Raw genomic sequence first — 23,456 nt, forward strand, 5'->3', positions numbered from 1 at the left:
ATTGAAAAGTAATAACACTATAACCATTAAAGTTAATCGTTCAAATAGAGTCGCTTTAATGATTTAAGTAAATAAAACTTTATTTACGATGCACATCCATTTGTGGATAAGGTATTTTAATGTTTTCACTATCTAGCGCATTTTTAATGCTTTCAGTTAGCGCAAATCGTACAGACCAATAATCACCTGATTTGACCCAAGGTCGAACTACAAGGTTCACGCTTGAGGTTGCCAACTCAGACACAGCGATTTGTGTGCCAGGTTCAGTTAACACTTTATCATTCGCTGATACTGCAGCCTCTAAAACGTCTTTAACATGTTTCAAATCAGATTGATAACTAACACGTATAATAAGGTCAATACGACGTATAGGCTTACGAGAAACATTAACAATATTACCTTTTAAAATCGCAGCATTGGGCACAACGATATGCTTATTATCACCGGTTCTTAATATGCAATGAAATAACTGAATTGATTCAACCGTTCCAGCAGTACCTGCAGCTTCAATAAAGTTCCCTATTCTAAAAGGGCGTAAGGTCACTAATAAAATACCAGCGGCAAAATTAGATAAGGCTCCTTTTAGGGCCAAACCGACCGCAAGTCCTGCTGCAGCCAGAATCGCCACAAATGAAGCAGTTTGAATGCCTAGATGCCCTCCTCCCGCAATAAGGGTCATTGCAATCAGCGTATAACGCGCAATCGCAGCCAAGAAGTCTACGATCGTTTTATCTACTTTCTTTTTAGTTAATATGCGCGATAAAAGGTGAGAGAGTGTTCGCGCAATATATAAACCAATAATAATGATTAATATTGCAACAACAAAATTCACGATATAACTTAATATCAACTCATTATGTTCACGGCCCCAATGAATAAGTTGCTGAAGAAAGTGAGTATTTTCTACTGAAGTACTTGTTAATTCTGTATTTTCTAAAGACATGTTAATTCCTACGATGCCGATTTAATAATTAATATCGATTAAAATAAATAACCCGTTTAAAGTTCATTAAGAAAAACGACTCAATGATGAATTTAGTCATTATATTCATCCGAACGTTTTTATTAATGCTTTATCGATTAATTAAATAACCTATTACAACCTTCCTTTTTTACAACCTTCTTTTTACAAAATAAGGTTGACAGGGTTACCTTCAAAACATTGTTTTTACTGCATACTTTTTACAAAGATTAATAACGTAAAACACACTGTTTAAATAAACAATACAGCCGCTATATATTGAACTAACTACCTGATAAATAAAAGTGTATTAATAATACCAATTCCATTAAATAAGGGTTCTAAATTTTACGCAGGAAAAAGGACTTAGTCTAAGACATAAGTTGAGTCCTTTCGAAGAATAACTGAAACAGGTTAATTAGAGTGATTGGTGATTGGTATAATCATATTATTCAAAAATCAATGACAAAAAAGCCACTTAGTTTTCACTAAATGGCTTCTCAATAAAGATAAATAATGGATGTTAGAAAAGATTATTCTCTAACGTAAATAACTTCCATCATTTCGTCTTCATCGTCCCAATCTTCATCATCAATGTGAACAGCACCTTCAACAGCATCAATCGCAGATTTATGGTAGTCATCCCATTGGAATTCAACTTGCTGACGCTCTTCTTCTGGTGTGAACTCTGTTGGTAACTCTTCAAGATACGCTACTAACTCTTTACATACGTCATGTGTACCTGTTTTAGAGATAGCAGCCACTTTATAAACTGGGCCATCCCATTCAAGTGCATCTTTAACACGTTGCATCACTTCTTCAGCTTCATCTTCTAATAATAAATCAGTTTTATTAAAGACTAACCAACGTGGTTTTGCCGCTAATTTAGGACTATGTTTTTTCAATTCTTCTAAGATAACTAATGCATTATCAGCAGGATCACTTGCATCGGCTGGTAACAAATCAATCATGTGTAACAATACACGACAACGCTCTAAATGGCGTAAGAACCGAGTGCCTAAACCAGCACCATCAGAAGCACCTTCAATCAATCCAGGAATATCAGCAATAACAAAGCTATTACCGTGCCCCATACTTACTACACCTAAATTTGGAATCAAGGTAGTAAACGGATAGTCAGCTACTTTTGGTTTTGCAGCAGAAACACTTCGAATGAACGTTGATTTACCAGCATTAGGTAAACCTAACATGCCTACATCCGCTAAAAGTAATAACTCTAATAATAAATTACGCACTTCACCTGGCGTACCTTCAGTCTTTTGACGAGGAGCTCGGTTAGTAGACGTTTTAAAGCGTGCATTACCTAAACCGTGAAAACCACCTTTAGCAACCAGTAGTTTTTGGCCATTTTTAGTCAAATCACCAACGATTTCACCAGTATCATCATCACGACAACGAGTACCTACAGGTACCTTGATAATTTTATCTTTACCACGAGAACCAGTACAGTCTGAAACTTGACCATTTTCGCCACGATCTGCATTATAAAAACGAACAAAACGGAAATCGATCAGCGTATTTAAATTTTCATCAGCTTCAAGGTAAACATCGCCACCATCTCCGCCGTCGCCGCCATTCGGACCACCACGAGGAATATATTTTTCAGTACGAAAGCCGACGACTCCGTTGCCACCGTCACCAGCGTCAACTTTAATTTTTGCTTCATCAACAAACTTCATTACAACCTCCAAAAAACATATTCACTACTTAAGTAGCGATGATTATACCCATTTCTATTGATCATAGATCACATTTTTTATTTTCAATAGAAATAGATAGACAAAAAAAAACCTCGCATTTGCGAGGCTTTTTAAAATTTGCTTCGAAAAAACTATTCAGCAACAATGCTCACGAATGAACGTAAAGGCATGCCTTTCTTTTCGAATTTAACAGTACCAGTCGCTTTAGCGAATAGTGTGTGGTCTTTACCTAAGCCAACATTTAGACCAGCGTGGAATTTAGTACCACGTTGACGAACTAAAATGTTACCAGCTAAAACAGATTCGCCACCAAAACGTTTAACACCTAAGCGTTTACTTTCTGAATCACGACCGTTATTAGTACTACCACCAGCTTTTTTATGTGCCATTTTTAATAACTCCTAATTAAGCGTTAATCGCAGTAATTTTAATTTCAGTAAACCACTGGCGATGACCAGCTTGCTTACGAGAATGTTTACGACGGCGGAATTTAACGATTTTAACTTTCTTGCCACGACCGTGAGCTACTACTTCTGCAGTAACTTTACTACCTTCAACGTATGGAACACCAACTTTAACATCTTCAGCACTTGCTACTAATAGAACTTTATCAAATTCTACAGTTGCACCAGCTTCAACATCAAGTTTTTCCAAACGAAGAGTTTGTTCAACAGCAACACGGTGTTGCTTGCCACCACTCTGGATAACAGCGTACATGTTTCTTACTCCGTTCAGGCATCTCGTGTTGTTTTATTTCAAACATAACATCGAGAGCGCACTAATTAATCACAATGGACGCGGATTCTACAGAGACATTCTTACTTTGGCAACGAGTTTTGGTTAAAAAATTGCAATTAGTTTATTGCTTTATCTTTTAATCCTAAAACTTCAATAAAAAGCATTGTAAATCAATGCCATGAAGATCGTGACATCAAAGCTGATAAATAACATTTTTTTTTAGTTTATTTAACAACCGAAAACAAAACAAAAACCTATATTTAGCAGTAAAAAACGAGTTAAAATAATAATTAACAGCAATTAATACAACGCAATAAACTAATGAATAATTTAGCTAATCTAATGGCTATATCTTAAATACTATCCCCCTTCTTATCTATTGAAAACAGCTTACCAACACCCATCCAAGAGTCAGAAAAGCTATTTGTAATCAAAAATTGCCTTTCTTATTTTATTGTTAATCCCTTTTTAAAGGTTACTCAACATAAAACTATTAACGGTCTTTAGGCGTAGTTTTATTTTAGAATTCACAGTAAAAGTAAAAAAGAGCAAAAAAAACATTAAAAATGGACAAAATAACATACTAAAAATCAACTAAATAAAACTTAATTTAACACTTATTGATTAAATGATGATTAAGCGTTTGTTAATGCAGTTAGGGTGTTGAGATATGTTCAATAAACGGCAATAATACACGCATTATTTTCAAGACATCCAATGGGACTTTTTAGGCATGGATATTAAACAAATTCAGCAGCTTTCTTTAACAAACATGACTCAAGTAAATCAATTGATTACTGAGCAATTAAGCTCTGATGTTGCGTTAATTAATCAGCTTGGCTTTTATATTATCAACAGTGGCGGTAAACGAATTCGCCCATTACTAACTGTGTTAGCAGCACAAGCGGTAAATGTTTATAACCCAGAGATCACCAAACTAGCAGCCATTATCGAGTTTATTCATACAGCTACCTTATTACATGATGATGTTGTTGATGAATCAGATCTTCGTCGTGGTGAAAAAACCGCTAATGCTTTATTTGGTAATGCCGCCAGTGTGTTAGTAGGTGACTTTCTATATAGCCGTTCCTTTGAAATGATGACCGAACTTGAAAATTTAAAAGTCATGAAGGTACTTGCAAGCGCAACCAATGTGATTGCAGAGGGCGAAGTATTACAATTAATGAATTGTAATAATCCTGATACCACTGAAAAAACTTATATGGATGTTATTTACTTTAAAACAGCAAAATTATTTGAAGCGGCAACACAGTTGGTTGCTGTATTAGGAAAGCAGACAACAGAAGTTGAAACTGCACTACTTAATTACGGTAAATATTTAGGCACTGCCTTCCAATTAACAGATGATGTAATGGATTATGCATCTGATGCTAAAGAGATGGGTAAAAACACCGGTGATGACTTAGCAGAAGGTAAACCTACATTACCATTACTTTATGCGATGCAACATGGCACAGGCGCTCAGAAAGCCTTAATTAGAGAAGCTATTGAAAAAGCCAATGGCATGCAAAACTTTGATTTAATCATGCAAGCATTAAATGACACTAAAGCACTTGAATATACTAAACAACGTGCAATGGAAGAAGCTGATAAAGCAATTGAAGCGATTTCAATCTTACCTGAAAGTGATTACAAAGAGGCAATGATTAGCCTTGCTCATATTGCAGCTAATAGAACAAGCTAAACAATAAAAAAAATAGAAGATACAAAGAGAAAGCCTCTCTTTCCTTTGTTCCCTTCTATCTGAAGTATTAATATTAGTCTCAAATATCCATTACATTTCAGCCCTACTTGATAGATCCCTTCTTTAAACTAGCATCTTTATTCAGAATTCCAGGTCCCCCTATTCCATTAATATTTTAATTTAAGGTTATTACCCATCTATTGATAAACAATAACGATCAACGTAATCACTTCGTCTTAAAAAATTAATAATTAAAGTTATACCGATTATATTAAAGAATAAGAGATCTAAATTTTATGCAGGAAAAATGACTTAGTTTAAGGCGTAAATTGAGGCCTTTCTAAGGTTACCTTGGTTAATCTTCTGTCGGTGAATTAACTAAAAGAGGTTAATGCTTTAATGGTTGCTCCCTTTACGAAATTTACAACGAAGCAATAAGTTATTTTAACAAGCAGAATAGAGCAATTAATTAGAGTGATTAGTATAAGTCGCTGAAAAAAGCTCAATAATCTTAGTGGTGTGTAAATCAAGAAAGTTATCGAAGTAATCGCCAAGTATTGGTGGTTATTTAACACAGAAGTTTTCGAAGTTATATTGACTGATTCACTTATCCAGCATGGCAATTAAATGACTATGTAACGTTATTAAGATAAAACGGTATAACTAAACGGAACCCTACATAAACAAAAAGCCCGTTATATTCTGCAATATAACGGGCTTTTTAAACAATCATTGTATTGATTAAATCAATTAGTTAAATGGGTTAACTTGAATAATTGTTTCGTTACGATCTGGGCCAGTTGAAATTATATCCATTGGTACGCCAGTAATTTCTTCTAAACGCTTGATGTAAGCTTTAGCATTAGCAGGCAGTGCATCGTATGTTGTTACACCAAATGAAACTTCAGACCAACCAGGCATTGTTTCATAAATTGGAACAGCTTGTTCATAACCATCAGCGCACATTGGCGGTACATCAACAACTTTGCCACCCGGCATAGTGTAACCAGTACATATTTTAATTTCTTCTAAGCCGTCTAATACATCTAGCTTAGTTAAACAAAAACCAGTAATACTATTTAATTGAACAGCACGTTTAATTGCAACAGCATCAAACCAACCAGTACGACGTAAACGACCTGTTGTCGCACCAAATTCATGACCAATAGTGCCCATGTGGTGACCAGCAGGGTCTAATTTATCAATACCATCGTAAAGTTCTGTAGGGAAAGGACCAGAACCAACACGTGTAGTGTAAGCTTTAACGATACCTAACACGTAATCAAGATGTGTTGGACCAAAACCACTACCAGTAGCTACGCCACCCGCTGTCGTGTTTGAAGACGTCACGTATGGGTAAGTACCGTGGTCAATATCAAGTAATGTACCTTGAGCACCTTCAAATAAGATGTTCTCACCACGAAGTCGCGCTTTATCAAGCTCGTCTGTAACATCAATAACCATGCTGATTAAAAGCGGTGCCATTTCAGTCATTTGAGCAAGTACTTCTTCGTAATTTACTGCTTCTACTTTGTAGTAGTTAACTAATTGGAAGTTATGGTATTCAATAACATCTTTTAGTTTTACAGCAAATTTTTCCATGTCAAATAAGTCATCAACACGCAAACCACGACGAGCAACTTTATCTTCGTAAGCTGGACCGATACCACGACCGGTTGTGCCAATCGCTTTATTGCCACGCGCTTTTTCACGCGCTACATCTAATGCAACATGGTAAGGAAGAATTAAAGGACAACCTTCACTGATTGAAAGACGTTCTTTGGCAGGAATGCCTCTCTCGATAAGCATGTTCATTTCTCTGAACAATGCATCAGGCGCTAATACAACACCATTACCGATGACACATTTTACGTTTTCACGCAGTATGCCAGATGGAATCAAATGAAGGACAGTTTTCTCTCCATCGATTACTAGTGTATGACCAGCATTGTGGCCACCTTGATAGCGTACAACCCATTGTGCTTTGTCTGTTAATAGGTCTACTACTTTACCTTTACCTTCATCACCCCATTGAGTGCCAAGAATTACTACATTTTTTCCCATCAGAATCACATATCTCTAGCGAATTGAGCGAGGATTTTAGCAAAGTTTAAACAGTTGAATCAATATCTTTGTTAGTTAATACGCAGATAAATAATTTTAAATAAAAAAAAGGCCGATAAATCGGCCTTTTTACAATAGGTTACTGTCATTTTCACCAAAGGTGATTCACATCAGTTTATTGTTTAGACCCCATATATTTAAAGAAATCAGAGTCAGGACTTAATACCATTACATCTTGTTTGTCTGCAAAACTCTTTTGGTAAGCTTGCATACTACGCATGAAGGCATAAAACTCAGGATCTTTAGAAAATGATTCAGAGTAAATTTTAGATGACTCTGCATCACCTCGACCACGTATTTCAGCAGACTCTTTGTTTGCTTGAGCTAACATGATTGATACTTTACGGTCGATATTAGCGCGAATCACTTCAGACTTCTCTTGACCTTCTGAACGATGCTCTCTTGCTACAGCTTGACGTTCTGCACGCATACGTTTGTAAATACTGTTGCTTACACCATCAGGTAAATTAATTTTCTTGATGCGTACATCAATCACTTTAATACCTAATTCAGATGAACGAGCCATACGTTTAAGTGCTGTTTCCATCACTTCACCACGTTTACCCGAGACAATATCTTTAATCGTATGAGAACCGATTTCGTTACGTAAACCATTATTAATTTTACGTTTCAATAACGCTTCAGCTTGTACTTTATTACCACCCGTTGATAAGTAGTAAACGGCTAAATCATCTATTTGCCATTTAACATAAGAATCGATAATTAAATCTTTCTTTTCTGATGTTACAAAGCGGTCAGGTTGATCATCTAACGTTTGAATACGAGTATCCATAATACGAATAGAATCAATAAACGGTACTTTAAAGTGTAATCCAGGTCCGTAAACGACTGGGTTATTATCACTGTCACGCTTCACTTTACTGAATTGCATAACGATGCCGTTTTGACCTTCAGATACAACAAATGCGCTGCTGATAAAAGCCAAAAACAAAATTGCTGGCAGTATTAATAATTTCTTCATTAGTCTCTCCCAGTAGTACGGGTGCTACGTGAATCTCGAACGCTAGTAGCAGCCTTTTCATCTAAATCCGCTTGCTCATCGGCACGAGAACGAGTTTCAATTTCAGTTTGAATTGGTAAACGAGAAGCACCATTAGCAGGGTTACTCATTAATTTATCAAGTGGTAAGAAGGTTAAGTTGCCACCTGCTTTGTTATCAATCAATACTTTAGAACTATTGCTTAATACTTTTTCCATTGATTCAATGTATAAACGTTGACGAGTCACTTCAGGATTAGCCTGATATTCAGGTAGTAACTGATTAAACTTAGCAACTGCACCTTGTGCTTGTAATACGATACCTTCTTCATAAGAACGTGCTTGTTGTTCAATACGTTTCACTTGACCACGAGCAATCGGTTCTTTCTCACGCTCATATGCTTCAGCTTCACGAACAAAACGTTCTTCATCTTCTTGTGCAGCGATTGCATCATCAAACGCGTCTTTAACCTGTTCAGGCGGACGTGTTTGTTGTAAGTTCACATCAAGAATTTGAATACCTAAGTCGTAAGGAGCAATGATTTTATCCAACATTTCCCACGTTTCTTGGCGTACCACTTCACGACCCGTTGTTAAAGCATCATCCATTGTTGAATGACCAATAACAAAACGTAAAGAACTGTCTAACGCTTGTAATAAACTGTTATCAGGATTCGTTACACTGAATAAATATTTTTCAGGTGAAACGATACGATATTGAATTTCCATTGAAACTTGTACGATATTTTCATCTTCCGTCAACATAAAACCAGAAGTGGGTAACGTACGGAAAGCTTCAACGTTAATTGGAATAATTTGATCTACAAATTTTGGATTCCAGTGTAAACCAGGTTCAACTTGTGAATGGTAAGCACCTAAACGTAGAACAACGCCACGGTCAGATTCTTTTACTGTGTACCAACCACTTGCAAACCAAACAAGTACAATGATAGTTAAGATAGCAATAGCAACAAACTTTCCACCGTTAGCGTTACCGCTACCACCCGTTGGACCTTGAGTTGATTTTTTGCCAAACAAGCCACCTAAAAACCCAGATATTTTTTGAAATACAACATCTAGGTCAGGCGGACCTTGCTCATTCTTTTTATCGTTTTTGTTCCACGGGTCTTGATCTTTTTTATCATCTTTACCCGGTTCATTCCAAGCCATGTTAGCTCCTGATTTACTCATAAATTGAATTAATAAAATCTGTTTAATAATGAATCATTTAAAAGAATTTACCACCTACTCAAACTGTTACTGCAATGTAACAATGTTCACTCTAATAATAAAGCGTTTATGACATATTAGGTCCATTCTTCCTTATCTAATTCTGCGACAGTTTCGTAGTTAGTATCCACTACAAACTCTTCTATATAATCGCCTTCTTGTTTTATCAGACGCTGCCAATCAGTATTATTAAGACGGATATTAATAACACTATTACCATTTTCTGCATACGCTTCATTTTCAATACATTCTAATTGATAGAATAAAGCGCGTAATTTGCCCTGTGCAGGTGGTATTGATAATTGCAAAGAACGAATCTTTCCAGATAATAGACTGGTTAACGCATTAAATAAAAGATCAACACCAATATCTTTTTGAGCAGATAGCCAAACTCTGATCGGTTGACCTAAGTCATCATAATCAATTCTCGGTTCCGCTTTTTCTAATGCATCTATTTTATTCATTACCATTAACGTAGGGACTTCCCCTGCGTCAATTTCATTTAATACGTCTTCAACTGCATCAACATTAGCTAAATAGTTTTCATCAGAACAATCAATGACGTGTAGAAGCAAGGTTGCTTCACGTGTTTCTTGTAAAGTTGCTTTAAAAGCAGCAACAAGGTCATGTGGTAAGTGACGGATAAAACCAACTGTATCGGCTAAAATACAAGTCCCAACATCATCTACAGAAATTTTTCTTAATGTTGGGTCTAAAGTAGCAAATAGTTGATCGGCAGCATACACCTTCGCAGCAGTAATTTGATTAAATAATGTTGACTTACCGGCATTGGTATAACCTACTAATGACACTGTAGGTACTTCATTACGTAAACGTGAACGACGCCCTTGTTCTCGTTGTTTTGCCACTTTTTCTAAACGAGATTTGATAGTGGTAATACGCGCGCCTAATAAACGTCTATCACTTTCAAGCTGGGTTTCACCAGGACCACGCATCCCGACACCACCTTTTTGTTTATCAAGGTGTGACCAACCACGAATAAGACGACTCGACATATAATGCAATTGGGCCAGCTCAACTTGTAGCTTACCTTCATAAGTTCTTGCTCTTTGCGCAAAGATATCAAGAATAAGTGCTGTTCTATCGAGCACTAAACATTCGCAAATCTTTTCCATATTACGTAATTGTGCTGGCGTTAAAGCATGATTAAAGATAACAATATCAGCTTCCATTGTACGAACTGTATCTGCGATTTCTTGTGCTTTACCAGTACCAACAAAATAACGTGCATGAGGTGATTTACGTGGGCCAGTTACGGTTGCAACTGAATTAACTCCGGCAGAACTGACCAGCAGTTTTAATTCATCAAGATCTTCTTTATTATTTTCATCTGAAAAAGAAACATGGACTAAAACAGCCTGTTCACCGGCTTCGTAACGTTCAAACAATTAACTCTCCAATAGATTAAGTAGGAATTATAAATAGACCTTAATCCTACCACAGCTATAAAATGATTAGATAAAAAAATGGCCTACCTGTTGGCAAGCCGTTACTATAGCCATGATTATAAATGTAACCAAAATTTATAATTTACTTATTCTTCATGCGCAATAGTAGGGACAGCACGAGAAGGAACGACTGTTGAAATTGCATGTTTATAAACCATTTGGCTCACGGTATTCTTTAATAGAATAACGAATTGATCAAAAGACTCTATTTGCCCCTGTAATTTGATGCCATTGACTAAGTAAATAGCGACTGGAATACGCTCTTTACGCAGAGTGTTCAAGAATGGGTCTTGAAGGGATTGTCCTTTTGCCATTAGCTTGTCCTTATTATTATTTTTATTATAACTGGACGCCAGTATATCTAAGGCTTAAAAAAAAACCGACTCAAAGACTAAAATTTTGATCCGCACCTCTTTCTATCCCTTTGTATTTCAAATAACTAACGATTTAATCGATTTTATGCGGTGGTTATAAAATTGATTTAACCTTTTCGAAGTTATCTGGGCTAGCACTTTCTAACCACGTAATGTTTTGTTTCCAGCCTCGTAGCCAGGTCATTTGTCTTTTAGCAAGTTGTCGAGTCGCCACAACACCTCTAAAACGCATCTCATCATAATCTAATTTACCTTCAATATATTCCCACATCTGTCGATAACCGACACAACGCATAGATGGTAAATCTAAATGTAAATCTCCACGGTCAAATAAGCCTTTTACTTCTTGTTCAAAACCAGCCTTTAGCATTAAATCAAAACGCCTTTCGATACGTTCATGTAAAACAGACTTCTCTGTAGGAGCAATCGCAAACTGATGCACATCAAAAGGAATCGGATCACTCTTGATCGCAGTCAACTCGGTCATACTTTTACCGCTAATACGGTAAACTTCAATAGCTCTCGCTAAACGTTGTGGGTCATTAACGTGAATGCGTTCAGCTGAAACAGGATCAATAATACGTAATTCATCGTGCAATGCTTGCCAGCTTGTTTCATTCACTTGTTGTTCTATCGCTGCTCTTATCTTTGTATCCGCACTAGGTAGTGGCGATAAGCCTTCAACTAATGCTTTGTAATAAAGCATAGTGCCACCCACTAATAATGGAGTATTACCTCTAGCAACAATCTCATCCATTAAACGTAATGCATCATCACGAAAATTACCCGCGGAATAGCTTTCTTTTGGATCAATGATATCAACCAATAGATGTGGCGCTAATGCTTGCTCTTCTGCACTGGGTTTTGCAGTACCAATATCCATTCCTTTATAAATAAGCGCAGAGTCGACACTGATAATTTCACAACGACATTGCTGTGCTAGTTTAATCGCTAAATCTGTTTTCCCCGATGCGGTTGGACCCATTAAAAAAATAGCTTTTGGAAATGGAGATGAACTGGTGTTGGACATACTACTGAATACCTTGTAATAACAACGATAAGTTAGGCTGTTTAAAGCAATTTTGTAAGTGTTCTACTGATAATTTAATTAATGATTCCAAAACTATTTCTATTTCAGATATCGATAATATTTTGCTTGGCTCGTTTTCTGCCAATAAATGGCTCAACTGATCGCATAATAATTTAATCTGAGACTCATCATTCTCGATAGTTTCAAAGCTCATCGCATCTAAGCTACCTGACTTAATACCAAGGTATTCAAATACTTTAGGTAGAATAGTTGCAATTGGTGCATGCCTAAAAGCGGCAGGGACTTGGCTAACAATCACAAATTGAGATTGAAACTTATAAGTGAAGCCTAGTCGATTTAATATTGTAGTCGTCTGCTGTGCGATATCTAACATATCAGACTCTAATTTAAAACGAACAGGCAACAGTAAAGGCTGTGAAATTACTTCTCCATCTTGCCATGCTGTATACAAATGTTCAGAAACTAACGCTTTGTTAGCTAAAGTTAATGACACTAATAACAAACCATTGTTAGAAAGCTTGCACCAAGCCGGATAGATAGGTTGCATTAATAGGTGCTCAGCATCAATAATACTAATCACATTAGCAGCTTTATGTTGACTACTTTTACTTCCAAAGGATTGTACTGAAGGAGCAATATTTTGCTGGTATGCTTCAGCGACAAAATCACAATAAGCACCAACTTGCTGATGATCTAACTGAGGGCGAGCAGCGGGCGCTGAGTAATTACTCTGCCCATAATTATTTCCTCTATTCCTTTCTTGCGAGCCTCCATAATTATCAGTGTTATTACCACTAATATTGCTATCGTTATCATGATGGCTTGAATCTTGAGACTCATAATTGAGATTAGTTGGCGGCTGATAAGCATGTTCTGAAACACGTTGATTATCCGTACTTTGTGTATTATTTTCTTCTAACTCATGCCCTAATAGAGAACTATCACTTAGCGTTGCATTTAGTGTGCTGCTGATAAAATCATGCACCCATCGAGCTTGGTGAAACCTAACTTCATGCTTAGCAGGATGTACGTTTACATCGACCTCTTTAGCATCACATTCAATATAAATGATATAACCAGGAAACATGCCTTGCGGTAAGAAATGCGCATAAACCTGCCTAATCGCATGATTAACTAATTTATCGCGAATCATTCGGCCATTAATATAACAATATTGAACATCAGCTAACGGCCTAGGGGATAATCGATCAGATACCCAACCTGAAATCTTTAATGCTTGATCCGCTGTTTCAAAAAATACAGCATGCTGCATAAACTGTTCACTACAGATTGCCGCAATTCTCTTTTCTTGTTGAGCTTGTTCTGGCGCAGCACGATACTGTCTGATGACTTTATTATTATGCTTTAAGGTGATTGCAATATCGAAACGACTCAATGCAATACGTTTAATTAATTCATCAATATGCTGAAATTCAGTTTTCTCTGTTTTTAAAAAACGGCGGCGTGCTGGTGTATTAAAAAACAAATCCAATACTTCAACCGTCGTTCCTTGAGGATGAGCTGCAGGTTGAATGCTTACTTGCATATCACGCCCTTCAGCAATAGCTTGCCATGCTTGCTCTTGGCCGACAGGTTTTGAAGTAAAAGTTAAACGAGAAACAGAGCTAACACTGGCTAATGCTTCTCCTCTAAAGCCTAAGCTTACAATCGCTTCGAGATCATCAAGATGACTTATTTTACTCGTCGCATGACGACTTAAAGCAAGTGTTAATTGCTCTTTATCGACACCGTTACCATTATCCTTAATGCGTATGCATTTAGCACCGCCCTGCTCAATCTCAATATCAATACGAGTTGCGCCCGCATCTAAACTATTTTCAACTAATTCTTTAACCACTGAAGCAGGTCTTTCAACCACTTCACCAGCCGCTATTTGATTAGCTAATCGTGCAGGTAATATCTGAATAGGCATGATAATAAACTCGTAAAACTAACTAACAGGAATGGTTAACACTTGACCAATAGCCAATGATTTTGAACGCAACTTATTCGTCGATATAATAGCGCTTGTTGTGGTGCCATAACGTTTAGCGATCACAGACAAAGATTCACCACTTCGCACTTTATGTTTCTTTCTTACAAAGTTTGTCGACGGTATTTTTAACTTTTGTCCCACTTTTAACGAGTTAGATCGCAAGTTATTAAACTGTTTAAGTTGTTGTGTTGTTATGTTGTACTTATTAGCGATCACAGATAACGATTGTCCGCTACTCACTGTATGTGAGGCAGGACGAGTTGGCACAATATAATTTGAACTTGGGATTTTTAATGTCTGCCCCACAAGTAAGCGCGAAGAGCTCAGGTTGTTATACGCTTGAAACTGTTTAGCAGTACGACCATATCGTTTGGCAATAACAGACAGAGACTCGCCACTTTTAACTTTATGGTGAGTAGGTTCAGGTGCTTTAACTGCCTTTTTAACTGTACTAACATTTACACTGCTTTCGCCAGGTATTTTAATCTTTTGACCAACGTATAAAGACGTCTTTTTCAACTTATTATAGGCAATCAAATCCGCTGTGCTTTGATTATACTCTCGAGCAATCAAAGATAACGCTTCTCCAGATTTCACTGTATGTACTATCGGTTTTTTAACTACTTTTTTAACAACTTTAGGAGATACCGAAGACTGAACTTTTCCTCCCGGAATGTTAATCTTTTGACCAACGTATAAAGTGGTCTTTTTTAAGTTGTTATAAGCCACTAAGTCAGCAGTACTTTGATTATACTCTCGAGCAATCAAAGATAACGCTTCTCCTCGTTTTACCGTATGCACGATTGGTTTTTGAACGACTCTTTCAACTACCTTCGGTTCAGATAAAATAGGAGTAGATTGAGCAACTCCACCCGGTATTTTAATTTTTTGACCAACGTATAAACTAGTCTTTTTTAAGTTGTTATAGGCCACTAAATCAGCTGTACTTTGATTATATTGTCTTGCAATCAAAGACAATGCTTCACCGGACTTTACTGTATGCACGATTGGTTTTTGAACAACTTTTTCAACTACCTTTGGTTCAGATGAAATAGTAGTAGATTGGGTAACTCTACCCGGTATTTTAATTTTTTGACCAACGTATAAACTAGTCTTTTTTAAGTTGTTATAGGCCACTAAATCAGCTGTACTTTGATTATATTGTCGTGCAATTAAAGACAATGCTTCACCAGGTTTTACAATATGCGTTTGTTCTTTTTGAACAGCCTGTTGTACTAGTGAAGAGACTTCATTATTACCAGGGATCTTAATTTTTTGACCAACAAGTAGAGACGTTTTTTGTAATTTATTATGAGCAACTAAACCCGCGATCGATTGATTATATTTATTCGCAATAATAGATAATGATTCACCACGTTTTACAGTATGTGTCGTTGCTTGTTGAATTGTTGTAGCAGCCTGCTGTGAACTTGCTTCAGGCTTCTCCTCAATAACATGATAATTCTCAGGAATACTTAATACTTGCCCAATACGCAAAGAGCTCGATTTTAAATGATTAAAATCTTTCAGCTTAGCACTACTAACACTATAACGTCTTGATAGGACTGAAAGCGATTCGCCGCTTCGAACGGTATGTTTAATAGCACGTTTTTTCTGTGCAAATAAACTGCCTTGTGGAGGTTTCTCACTAAAATGTGTGTAGATACCTTTGAAAACGGCATTAGCAATTTTGTTTTGAAATTCAGCTTGATTTAATAAACGCTCTTCAGTGCGATTGGTAATAAAGCCAGCCTCCACTAAAATTGATGGAATGTCTGGAGATTTCAATACAGCTAAACTGGCATGCACAGGTTCTTTCTTATGCATCGTTGTAACTTTAGACAGTTCATTTGTTACTAAACTACCGATGTTAAAACCAACGCCCATGGTGTTACCCATGGACATGTCTAATAACATTTTATTTAAGAATGGCACACTATCCGAGTCTTGAATTAAATCGCCAGCCCCACCTAATAGCTCTGATTGCGCTTCATTCCTTTCCATCCAGCGTCCTAACTCAGTAGTCGCTCTTCGGTTAGACAATACCCAAACAGATGCTCCTTTAGGTCGACTTGAGGTAAACCCATCAGCATGAATAGACACTAAGAAATCAGCTTTACCTTTACGAGCAATCTCAGAACGTTTATTCAAATTAACAAAGTAATCACCGGTTCTAATTAAAAAAGCCTGCATGCCTCTTTGAGCATCAATAACATTCTTTAAACGTTTGGCAATTTCTAATGTTACTTTTTTTTCATAACTGTATTTACCTAAAGCGCCTGGATCATCACCACCATGACCAGCATCGATAGCAACAATAATATTACGGCCATTAGGCGTCGCAGAAATTTGGTTAGGTACCTTTGTTGCAATCGTTGGTAAATCGATCACTAGGCGGTGACCATAAGGTTTTGCAGGTGGTAAGCTGAATATCTTAGCTTTACTGACTTCTTTTAAATCAATAACTAACCGAAATGTGTTTGCTTTAGACGTTTTACTTTCTCTTATATTACTTATTAATTTACCTTTGTTTTTAATCGTTTTTAAATTAGCTTTATTGATTGTTCCAGTAAGATCTATCACTAAACGATCAGGGTTAGTAAGGTAATGGGTCTGATATTGAGGTTTATTGCTGAGATCAAACACAACACGAGTATTATCTGGAGAAGGCCATGTACGAACGCCTTTTAATTCAGTTTGTGCGGCAGAAACGCTTAAACTGATACTTTGAATCATCAGTAAGCTGCACAAAAAAAGCACTCTAGCATGGGATAATCGCTTTAATAATATCGTGAAAGTTTGCTTTATCATCATAAGTTATTTAATACTCTTAAACCATTTTCGGTATTTGCTTGTAAGGTAATTTCTCGTTGTTCGCCAACATAAACAAGCGTTAAATCAATATCCGCGTTAGGTAAAAAACCTACACCACGTTCTGGCCATTCAACTAAAGAATGGCTCGTTTCACCAAAATAATCACGGATCCCCATAAATTCTAATTCTTCAGGATCTGATAAACGATATAAATCAAAGTGGTACACTTGCCAATCAGCTAACTCATAGGGTTCAACTAAAGTATAAGTTGGGCTTTTTACATTGCCCACATGGCCTAAACCTTGAATAAACCCTCGCGTCAATGTCGTTTTCCCTGCACCTAAATCGCCGTGTAAATAAATACAAGTTGCAAGCTCACAGGCTTGACTTAAGCGTTGACCAAACAGAACTGTTTGCTCTGCATTCTCTAATTTTTCTTTTAATATATTCGACATTGAGTTTTATTAACTTCCAATATAAGTAACCAATTTAGGTAAATAGTGCCATTTAATAATATCTTGTTAGATAGTGAGAATATTTTATTAAGTAACTATAATATATTCTTAAGTAACTATAATATCTTCTTAAGTAACTATAATATCTCGCAAAACAAGCATATCAATAGATAAACAGTATTAAGTCATTATTTTCAATAGTATCAGAAAGCATATAGACCTCACTACCCCTAGGTAAGTTCGCTTTAAAACAGTTCTATCATAAACTAAGTCACCCGCTAAAAAACAGTACTTTTAGCCTCTCAAAAAATATAACGAGTATGATAAACTTACGCTAATAAAAGATGCTTAAATAACGAGCCCTTATTTTTAATTTAAAGTGAATAATTTAAAACAAATAATGAAAAATAATCAACACATTGAAAATACATCGCCAACAGACTCAATTCCCCAAGTTACTTTATCTGAAACAGCGCTTTCTGAACTTGCAGATAATATAAAAAAATGGGGAAAAGCGTTAGGTTTTCAAAAAGTGGGTATTACTGATATCGACCTTAAAGATCAAGAAGCTAATTTACAAACATGGTTAGATAACGATTACCACGGCGAAATGGATTACATGGCAAAACACGGAATGAAACGTGCTCGTCCTGAAGAACTATTGCCAGGAACAGTACGTGTTATTTCAGCTCGTATGGATTATTTACCCGATGATGCCCAATTTGCATCAAACCTAGAAGATAAAGATCTCGCTTACATTAGTCGTTATGCACTGGGCCGCGACTACCATAAAGTACTACGTAAAAAGCTAAAACAATTAGGCGATAAAATTCAAAGTGAAGTAAAAGCATTAGGTTTTCGACCTTTTGTTGATAGCGCACCAGTATTAGAACGTCCATTAGCAGAAAAAGCAGGATTAGGCTGGGTTGGGAAACATTCGTTATTACTTGATAAAGAGTCTGGATCTTGGTTTTTTATTGGTGAGTTATTAGTTGATTTAGCATTACCTGTCGACAAACCACAATCTAACCAATGTGGACAATGCGTTGCTTGTATCAAGATTTGCCCAACTCAAGCGATTGTTGCACCTTATGTTGTGGATGGAAGACGCTGTATTTCATACCTGACTATTGAATTACAAGGCGCTATTCCTAATGAATTTCGTAAAGCGATTGGTAATCGTATTTATGGTTGTGATGATTGCCAATTAATTTGCCCTTGGAATCGTTTTGCAGAAACCACTGAAGAATCTGACTACCAAGCGAAAGATTTTTTACAAAACCAATCCTTAGTGAGCTTATTCGGTTGGTCTGAAGAGACTTTTTTAAAGAATACAGAAGGATCTCCCATTCGAAGAATAGGCCATCAACGTTGGTTAAGAAATATAGCAATAGCCTTAGGCAATGCACCGAGCAGTATTGAAACAATCACAACTTTACAAGATAAACTAGCAACAAGTGATGATGAGATGGTCAATGAGCACATTGAATGGGCGCTATCAGAGCAACAGCAAAAACTGCCAATGAATATAGATAGATTAAATAATCGATTAATTAATGCCGTTAAAAAAGGCTTACCAAGAGATGCCTAAGTTTAGATAATTAGTGTAGATACTTAATTGGGAAGGTTAGTCAGTTTGATTGATTTAGTTTGATTTAATTTGTTACTAAGACGAAAAAACGAGTATTTGAGGTTATCAGCGATAATCATAAGTAGTGTTTAAGCTAGCTAACTAGCTTAAACACTACTTTCTAAATATAGGTTTTCTAAATATAAGCTATCTAAAAATAGACTGTCTAAATATAAGTTATCTATAGCGAAGCATTGACACTTTCTAAATCTTGTAAAGGCCAACGTGGTTTAGCTTTTATTTCTAACCCTTGCGTGTGCCCTGCTTTAAGACGTTGCATCCCAGCATAAGCAATCATTGCACCATTATCGGTACAAAATTCACTGCGAGGATAAAACACTTCACCACCTAATTTTTTCATCGTAGCAGCAAGTTGTTCACGTAAAGCCGTATTGGCACTAACACCGCCAGCAACCACTAAACGTTTCAAGCCAGTCTGTTTTAAAGCACGCTTACATTTTATTGCAATCGTATCAATAACCGCTTCTTGAAAAGCATAAGCAATGTCAGCTTGTGTTTGAGCATCTTTACCTTCACGTGCAATCGTAACAGCAGCAGACGTTTTTAAACCACTAAAGCTAAAGTCTAGACCAGGTCTATCAGTCATCGGACGTGGAAACTTAAAGCGACCAGCAACACCTTGTTCAGCCATTTTTGCTAAACGCGGGCCACCAGGATAATCTAACCCTAATAATTTAGCCGTTTTATCAAAAGCTTCTCCAGCAGCATCATCGATACTTTCACCTAATAACGTATATTCACCGATATCATCAACTTGCACTAATAAGGTATGACCACCTGACACCAATAATGCAACAAATGGAAAGTCTGGTTTGTTTTCTTCTAACATAGGCGCGAGTAAATGCCCTTCCATGTGATGTACTGCAATAGCAGGTTTATCCCATGCAAAAGCTAAACTACGACCAATACAAGACCCCACTAACAAAGCCCCAACTAAACCAGGCCCAGCAGTATAAGCAATCGCATCAATGTCATCTTTAGTACAGTTAGCAAGTTCAAGTGCTTCTTTAATAAGTGGAATTGTTTTACGAACATGATCACGCGATGCTAATTCAGGCACCACACCACCATAATCAGCATGTAACTTAACTTGACTATATAATTGGTGAGATAATAAACCTTGTTGATCATCATAAACGGCAATACCCGTTTCATCACATGATGTTTCAATGCCCAAAATTCGCATAATAAACAACCTCATAGCAGTAATATTTAGTTAACTTAATAGACATTAACTAAGCAAAATAAAAAACTAAATAGAAAATTAAACGCATTCTAGCGGAAAAGCACAGTAAAGATTGCTTTTTTTAACGATCTTCATTATAAAATGCAGATCTGAAGATCATTAGGATCTTTATACTTTTTTAATTAAAATTAATGCGGAATTTCTTTACATTATCCCCCAAATAGGATTAAAATCTCGCACCAATTTAAATGCACTGGTCAATTTACGACCGTAACCATAAAGGTAATAGGCATATGCCAGTAATTAAACTTCGTGAAAACGAACCATTTGACGTAGCACTACGTCGTTTTAAACGTTCTTGTGAAAAAGCAGGTATCTTAGCAGAAACACGTAAACGTGAATTCTTCGAAAAACCTACTACAGTTCGCAAACGTGCTAAAGCAGCAGCTGTTAAACGTCACTTGAAAAAACTTTCTCGTGATAACGCTCGTCGCGTTCGTCTATACTAGAATAGTTAAAGGTTCTCGATGTCTTTAAAAACAAGATTACAAGAAGAGCAAAAGCTTGCAATGCGCGCAAAGGATAAAGTTCGTTTATTGACTATCCGCTCATTAATAGCCGCTGTGAAGCAAATTGAATTAGATGATCAAGTTGAACTGGATAACGACGCTGTTACAGCAGTTTTAGTTAAGTCGGTAAAACAACGTAAAGATTCAATTAGTCAGTTTGAAAAAGCTGAGCGACATGATCTTGCTGATATTGAAAAAACAGAACTTGCTATCTTAGAAGAGTTTTTGCCTCAAGCACTCACTTCGGAAGAAGTTGAAACACTTATTAAGCAAGCAATAGCATCTTCTGGTGCACAAGGCATGCAAGATATGAGTAAAGTGATGGGGTTACTCCAAAAAGACATTCAGGGAAGAGCAGATATGGCTCAAGTGAGTTTGCTTGTAAGAGCAAACTTAAAGTAGACATACTCCTCGTCTCTGATTAAAAAAGCCCCAGCTTAACTTAAGTCTGGGGCTTTTTTGTTTTAATAGGTAAAATTTTTACAGTAAAGCTGATACCTTTAAGGTTTATTAATTATTATTCCTAGCATTACCCGTTTCAAATAAATATCAATATTGATTGAACCAATAACAGTAAAGCTCTCTCTATAATATATTCAGTTTAGTTATCTTGTATCGTTATAATAGTAACGAGTATACTACTGACTTTTCTACCTACAGGACTCAAAAATGGCTGGCCGTATTCCTAAAAATTTCATTGACGATCTAATCTCACGCACTGATATCGTTGACGTAATTGACAGCCGCCTTAAATTGAAGAAAAAAGGTAAAAGCTACCGTGCGCGCTGTCCTTTCCATAATGGTAATAACGATTCAACTTTCTCAGTAAGTCCAGATCAACAGTTTTATCATTGCTTCAATTGCGGTGTAAGCGGTAACGTTTTATCCTTTTTAATGGAATATGATGGCATTGAATTTGTTGATGCGGTTGAAGTACTAGCAGAATCATTATCCATTGACATACCTCGAGAAGATTCAGGGCAAGCACAATCAACAGCCACTTACGTCGACAGAAAAGATCTTTATCAATTAATGGGTGATATCACTCGCTTTTATCAGCAGCAGCTACGCACTCATAGTAATAGTGAAAAAGTAATCAGTTATCTAAAAAGTCGAGGCTTATCAGGTCAAACAGCTAAATACTTTCAAATTGGTTACGCCCCTGATGGTTGGGATGAAGTCCGCAAAAAATTTGCAATAAACAAACAAACTGAACAGCAATTGGTTGATGCTGGTATGCTGATCAGTAAAGATAGCGGCGGTAGCTACGATCGTTTCCGTGACCGCTTAATGTTTCCAATTCATGACAGGCGTGGTCGAGTGATTGGTTTTGGTGGACGCGTTTTTGATGATACAACGCCAAAATACTTAAACTCACCTGAAACACCTATATTCCATAAAGGCAAAGAACTTTATGGTTTATATCAAGTCAAACAATACGAGAAAGATGTTCAACGTATCCTAGTCGTTGAAGGTTATATGGATGTCGTTGCATTAGGCCAGTTTGATATTAACTACGCCGTTGCTTCTTTAGGCACCGCAACCACACCAGATCATATTCAATTATTATTTAGACAAACCAGTGAAGTTGTTTGCTGTTTCGATGGTGATAATGCAGGACGAACAGCCGCATGGCGTGCTCTTGAAAATGCCCTGCCCTCTATTCAAGATGGTCGAACATTACGCTTTATGTTCTTACCAGACGGAGAAGATCCTGATAGTTTAGTTCAAAAAGAAGGCAAAGCATTTTTTGAAAAACTTATCGATCAAGCAATGCCTTTATCTGATTTTTTATATCAACATTTATTATCACAAGTTGATATGCGCAGTGCCGATAGTAAATCGAAATTAGCACAACTAGCGATTCCATTATTAACTAAATTGCCTGATTCAGTGTTCAGACAAATGATGGAAACTCGTTTAATAAGCTTATTAGGCATTGAAAAAGAAGGGTTAAAAAAATTATTACCCGCAGCAAAAACCGTTGAAAAAAAGCAAGCATCACAAAAAATAACGCCAATGCGTCTAGCAATTTCACTATTACTACAACAACCAAAAATGGCTTATCAACTACCTGAAATACCTGAATTTAAAGAGATACAAATACCTGGGATAAATCTTTTGAATACACTACTTGAAATGTGTAGAAATGCCCCCCATATAAATACAGGAACGTTAATAGAGCATTGGCGAGGTTATCCCGAAGAAAAACAATTAATTACCTTAGCAACTTGGGATAATCAAATAAAAGAAGATAAATATGAAGAGTTTTTCTTTGATATATTAGATACTTTTTTATCAAAATACTTCACCCAACGTATTGAATTTTTGAAACAAAAGTCCAGACAGGGCGAGATTTTAACAAAAGAGGAAAGAGTGCAACTAGCACAACTTTTCATAGAACAAAAATAAG

At 36.5% G+C, this 23,456-nt stretch carries 18 protein-coding genes and 2 pseudogenes; 5 read left to right on the plus strand and 15 right to left on the minus strand.

Features of this window, described 5'->3' with window-relative positions; translation table 11 throughout:
* Nucleotides 1-79: 79 nt before the first annotated feature.
* The 4 genes from GQR59_RS12730 to rplU form a co-directional block, all read right to left on the minus strand.
* A complete protein-coding gene (locus tag GQR59_RS12730; protein WP_160063266.1) occupies nt 80-943 on the minus strand; it encodes a mechanosensitive ion channel domain-containing protein in 864 nt (287 codons plus the stop codon).
* 551 nt (nt 944-1,494) lie between these two features.
* A complete protein-coding gene (cgtA, locus tag GQR59_RS12735; RefSeq protein WP_160063268.1) occupies nt 1,495-2,661 on the minus strand; it encodes an Obg family GTPase CgtA in 1,167 nt (388 codons plus the stop codon).
* Between the two features lie 152 nt (nt 2,662-2,813).
* The gene (rpmA, locus tag GQR59_RS12740; RefSeq protein ID WP_025563510.1) at nt 2,814-3,071 is read right to left on the minus strand and encodes a 50S ribosomal protein L27; all 258 of its coding nucleotides are present in this window, start codon (nt 3,069-3,071) and stop codon (nt 2,814-2,816) included.
* Between the two features lie 16 nt (nt 3,072-3,087).
* Nucleotides 3,088-3,399: a 50S ribosomal protein L21 gene (gene rplU / locus GQR59_RS12745; protein WP_025563511.1), complete on the minus strand. Its 312-nt coding sequence runs from the start codon at nt 3,397-3,399 to the stop codon at nt 3,088-3,090.
* Between the two features lie 754 nt (nt 3,400-4,153).
* Here rplU and ispB point away from each other — a divergent pair.
* Nucleotides 4,154-5,125 carry an octaprenyl diphosphate synthase gene (gene ispB, locus GQR59_RS12750; protein ID WP_160063270.1) on the plus strand — a complete coding sequence of 324 codons (972 nt, stop codon included), beginning with the start codon at nt 4,154-4,156 and terminating at the stop codon, nt 5,123-5,125.
* A gap of 750 nt (nt 5,126-5,875) precedes the next feature.
* Here ispB and GQR59_RS12755 read toward each other — a convergent pair.
* The 10 genes and pseudogenes from GQR59_RS12755 to tsaE all read right to left on the minus strand — a co-directional run bounded on the left by GQR59_RS12755 (nt 5,876) and on the right by tsaE (nt 17,637).
* A complete protein-coding gene (locus GQR59_RS12755) occupies nt 5,876-7,189 on the minus strand; it encodes an adenylosuccinate synthase (protein WP_160063272.1) in 1,314 nt (437 codons plus the stop codon).
* Nucleotides 7,190-7,364: 175 nt separating this feature from the next.
* On the minus strand, nt 7,365-8,231 hold the full coding sequence (hflC, locus tag GQR59_RS12760) for a protease modulator HflC (protein WP_160063274.1): 867 nt from the start codon (nt 8,229-8,231) through the stop codon (nt 7,365-7,367).
* On the minus strand, nt 8,231-9,418 hold the full coding sequence (gene hflK, locus GQR59_RS12765) for an FtsH protease activity modulator HflK (RefSeq protein WP_160063276.1): 1,188 nt from the start codon (nt 9,416-9,418) through the stop codon (nt 8,231-8,233). The genes hflC and hflK overlap by 1 nt, the downstream gene beginning before the upstream one ends.
* Nucleotides 9,419-9,555: 137 nt before the next feature.
* Nucleotides 9,556-10,887 (minus strand): ribosome rescue GTPase HflX, encoded by a 1,332-nt coding sequence (gene hflX, locus GQR59_RS12770; RefSeq protein WP_160063278.1) that lies wholly within the window; start codon nt 10,885-10,887, stop codon nt 9,556-9,558.
* Between the two features lie 146 nt (nt 10,888-11,033).
* Nucleotides 11,034-11,261, minus strand: coding sequence for an RNA chaperone Hfq (gene hfq, locus GQR59_RS12775; RefSeq protein ID WP_025565420.1), 228 nt, complete (start codon nt 11,259-11,261; stop codon nt 11,034-11,036).
* A 154-nt stretch (nt 11,262-11,415) separates the two neighbouring features.
* The gene (gene miaA, locus GQR59_RS12780) at nt 11,416-12,351 is read right to left on the minus strand and encodes a tRNA (adenosine(37)-N6)-dimethylallyltransferase MiaA (protein WP_160063280.1); all 936 of its coding nucleotides are present in this window, start codon (nt 12,349-12,351) and stop codon (nt 11,416-11,418) included.
* Nucleotide 12,352: 1 nt separating this feature from the next.
* On the minus strand, nt 12,353-14,305 hold the full coding sequence (gene mutL / locus GQR59_RS12785; RefSeq protein WP_160063282.1) for a DNA mismatch repair endonuclease MutL: 1,953 nt from the start codon (nt 14,303-14,305) through the stop codon (nt 12,353-12,355).
* A gap of 18 nt (nt 14,306-14,323) precedes the next feature.
* Nucleotides 14,324-14,464 (minus strand): annotated as a pseudogene (locus tag GQR59_RS18715) (LysM peptidoglycan-binding domain-containing protein); the annotation flags it as partial.
* A gap of 1,371 nt (nt 14,465-15,835) precedes the next feature.
* Nucleotides 15,836-17,104 (minus strand): annotated as a pseudogene (locus GQR59_RS19030) (N-acetylmuramoyl-L-alanine amidase); the annotation flags it as partial.
* Between the two features lie 74 nt (nt 17,105-17,178).
* Complete coding sequence (tsaE, locus tag GQR59_RS12795; protein ID WP_160063286.1) at nt 17,179-17,637, minus strand: tRNA (adenosine(37)-N6)-threonylcarbamoyltransferase complex ATPase subunit type 1 TsaE; 459 nt, start codon at nt 17,635-17,637, stop codon at nt 17,179-17,181.
* 400 nt (nt 17,638-18,037) lie between these two features.
* Here tsaE and queG point away from each other — a divergent pair, with 400 nt between their 5' ends.
* Nucleotides 18,038-19,228, plus strand: a complete 1,191-nt coding sequence (gene queG, locus GQR59_RS12800; protein ID WP_160063288.1) for a tRNA epoxyqueuosine(34) reductase QueG — start codon at nt 18,038-18,040, stop codon at nt 19,226-19,228.
* 220 nt (nt 19,229-19,448) lie between these two features.
* On the opposite strand, the gene tsaD is transcribed toward queG, so the two are convergent.
* Complete coding sequence (tsaD, locus tag GQR59_RS12805; RefSeq protein WP_160063290.1) at nt 19,449-20,474, minus strand: tRNA (adenosine(37)-N6)-threonylcarbamoyltransferase complex transferase subunit TsaD; 1,026 nt, start codon at nt 20,472-20,474, stop codon at nt 19,449-19,451.
* A gap of 293 nt (nt 20,475-20,767) precedes the next feature.
* Here tsaD and rpsU point away from each other — a divergent pair, with 293 nt between their 5' ends.
* The 3 genes from rpsU to dnaG all read left to right on the plus strand — a co-directional run bounded on the left by rpsU (nt 20,768) and on the right by dnaG (nt 23,455).
* Entirely contained in the window at nt 20,768-20,983 is a 216-nt protein-coding gene (gene rpsU, locus GQR59_RS12810) for a 30S ribosomal protein S21 (RefSeq protein ID WP_025563760.1), read from the plus strand.
* Between the two features lie 18 nt (nt 20,984-21,001).
* Nucleotides 21,002-21,445, plus strand: a complete 444-nt coding sequence (locus GQR59_RS12815) for a GatB/YqeY domain-containing protein (RefSeq protein WP_160063292.1) — start codon at nt 21,002-21,004, stop codon at nt 21,443-21,445.
* 267 nt (nt 21,446-21,712) lie between these two features.
* Nucleotides 21,713-23,455 carry a DNA primase gene (gene dnaG / locus GQR59_RS12820; protein ID WP_160063294.1) on the plus strand — a complete coding sequence of 581 codons (1,743 nt, stop codon included), beginning with the start codon at nt 21,713-21,715 and terminating at the stop codon, nt 23,453-23,455.
* Nucleotide 23,456 lies beyond the last annotated feature (1 nt).

This window comes from Psychromonas sp. L1A2 (assembly GCF_009828855.1).
Lineage (GTDB): Bacteria > Pseudomonadota > Gammaproteobacteria > Enterobacterales > Psychromonadaceae > Psychromonas.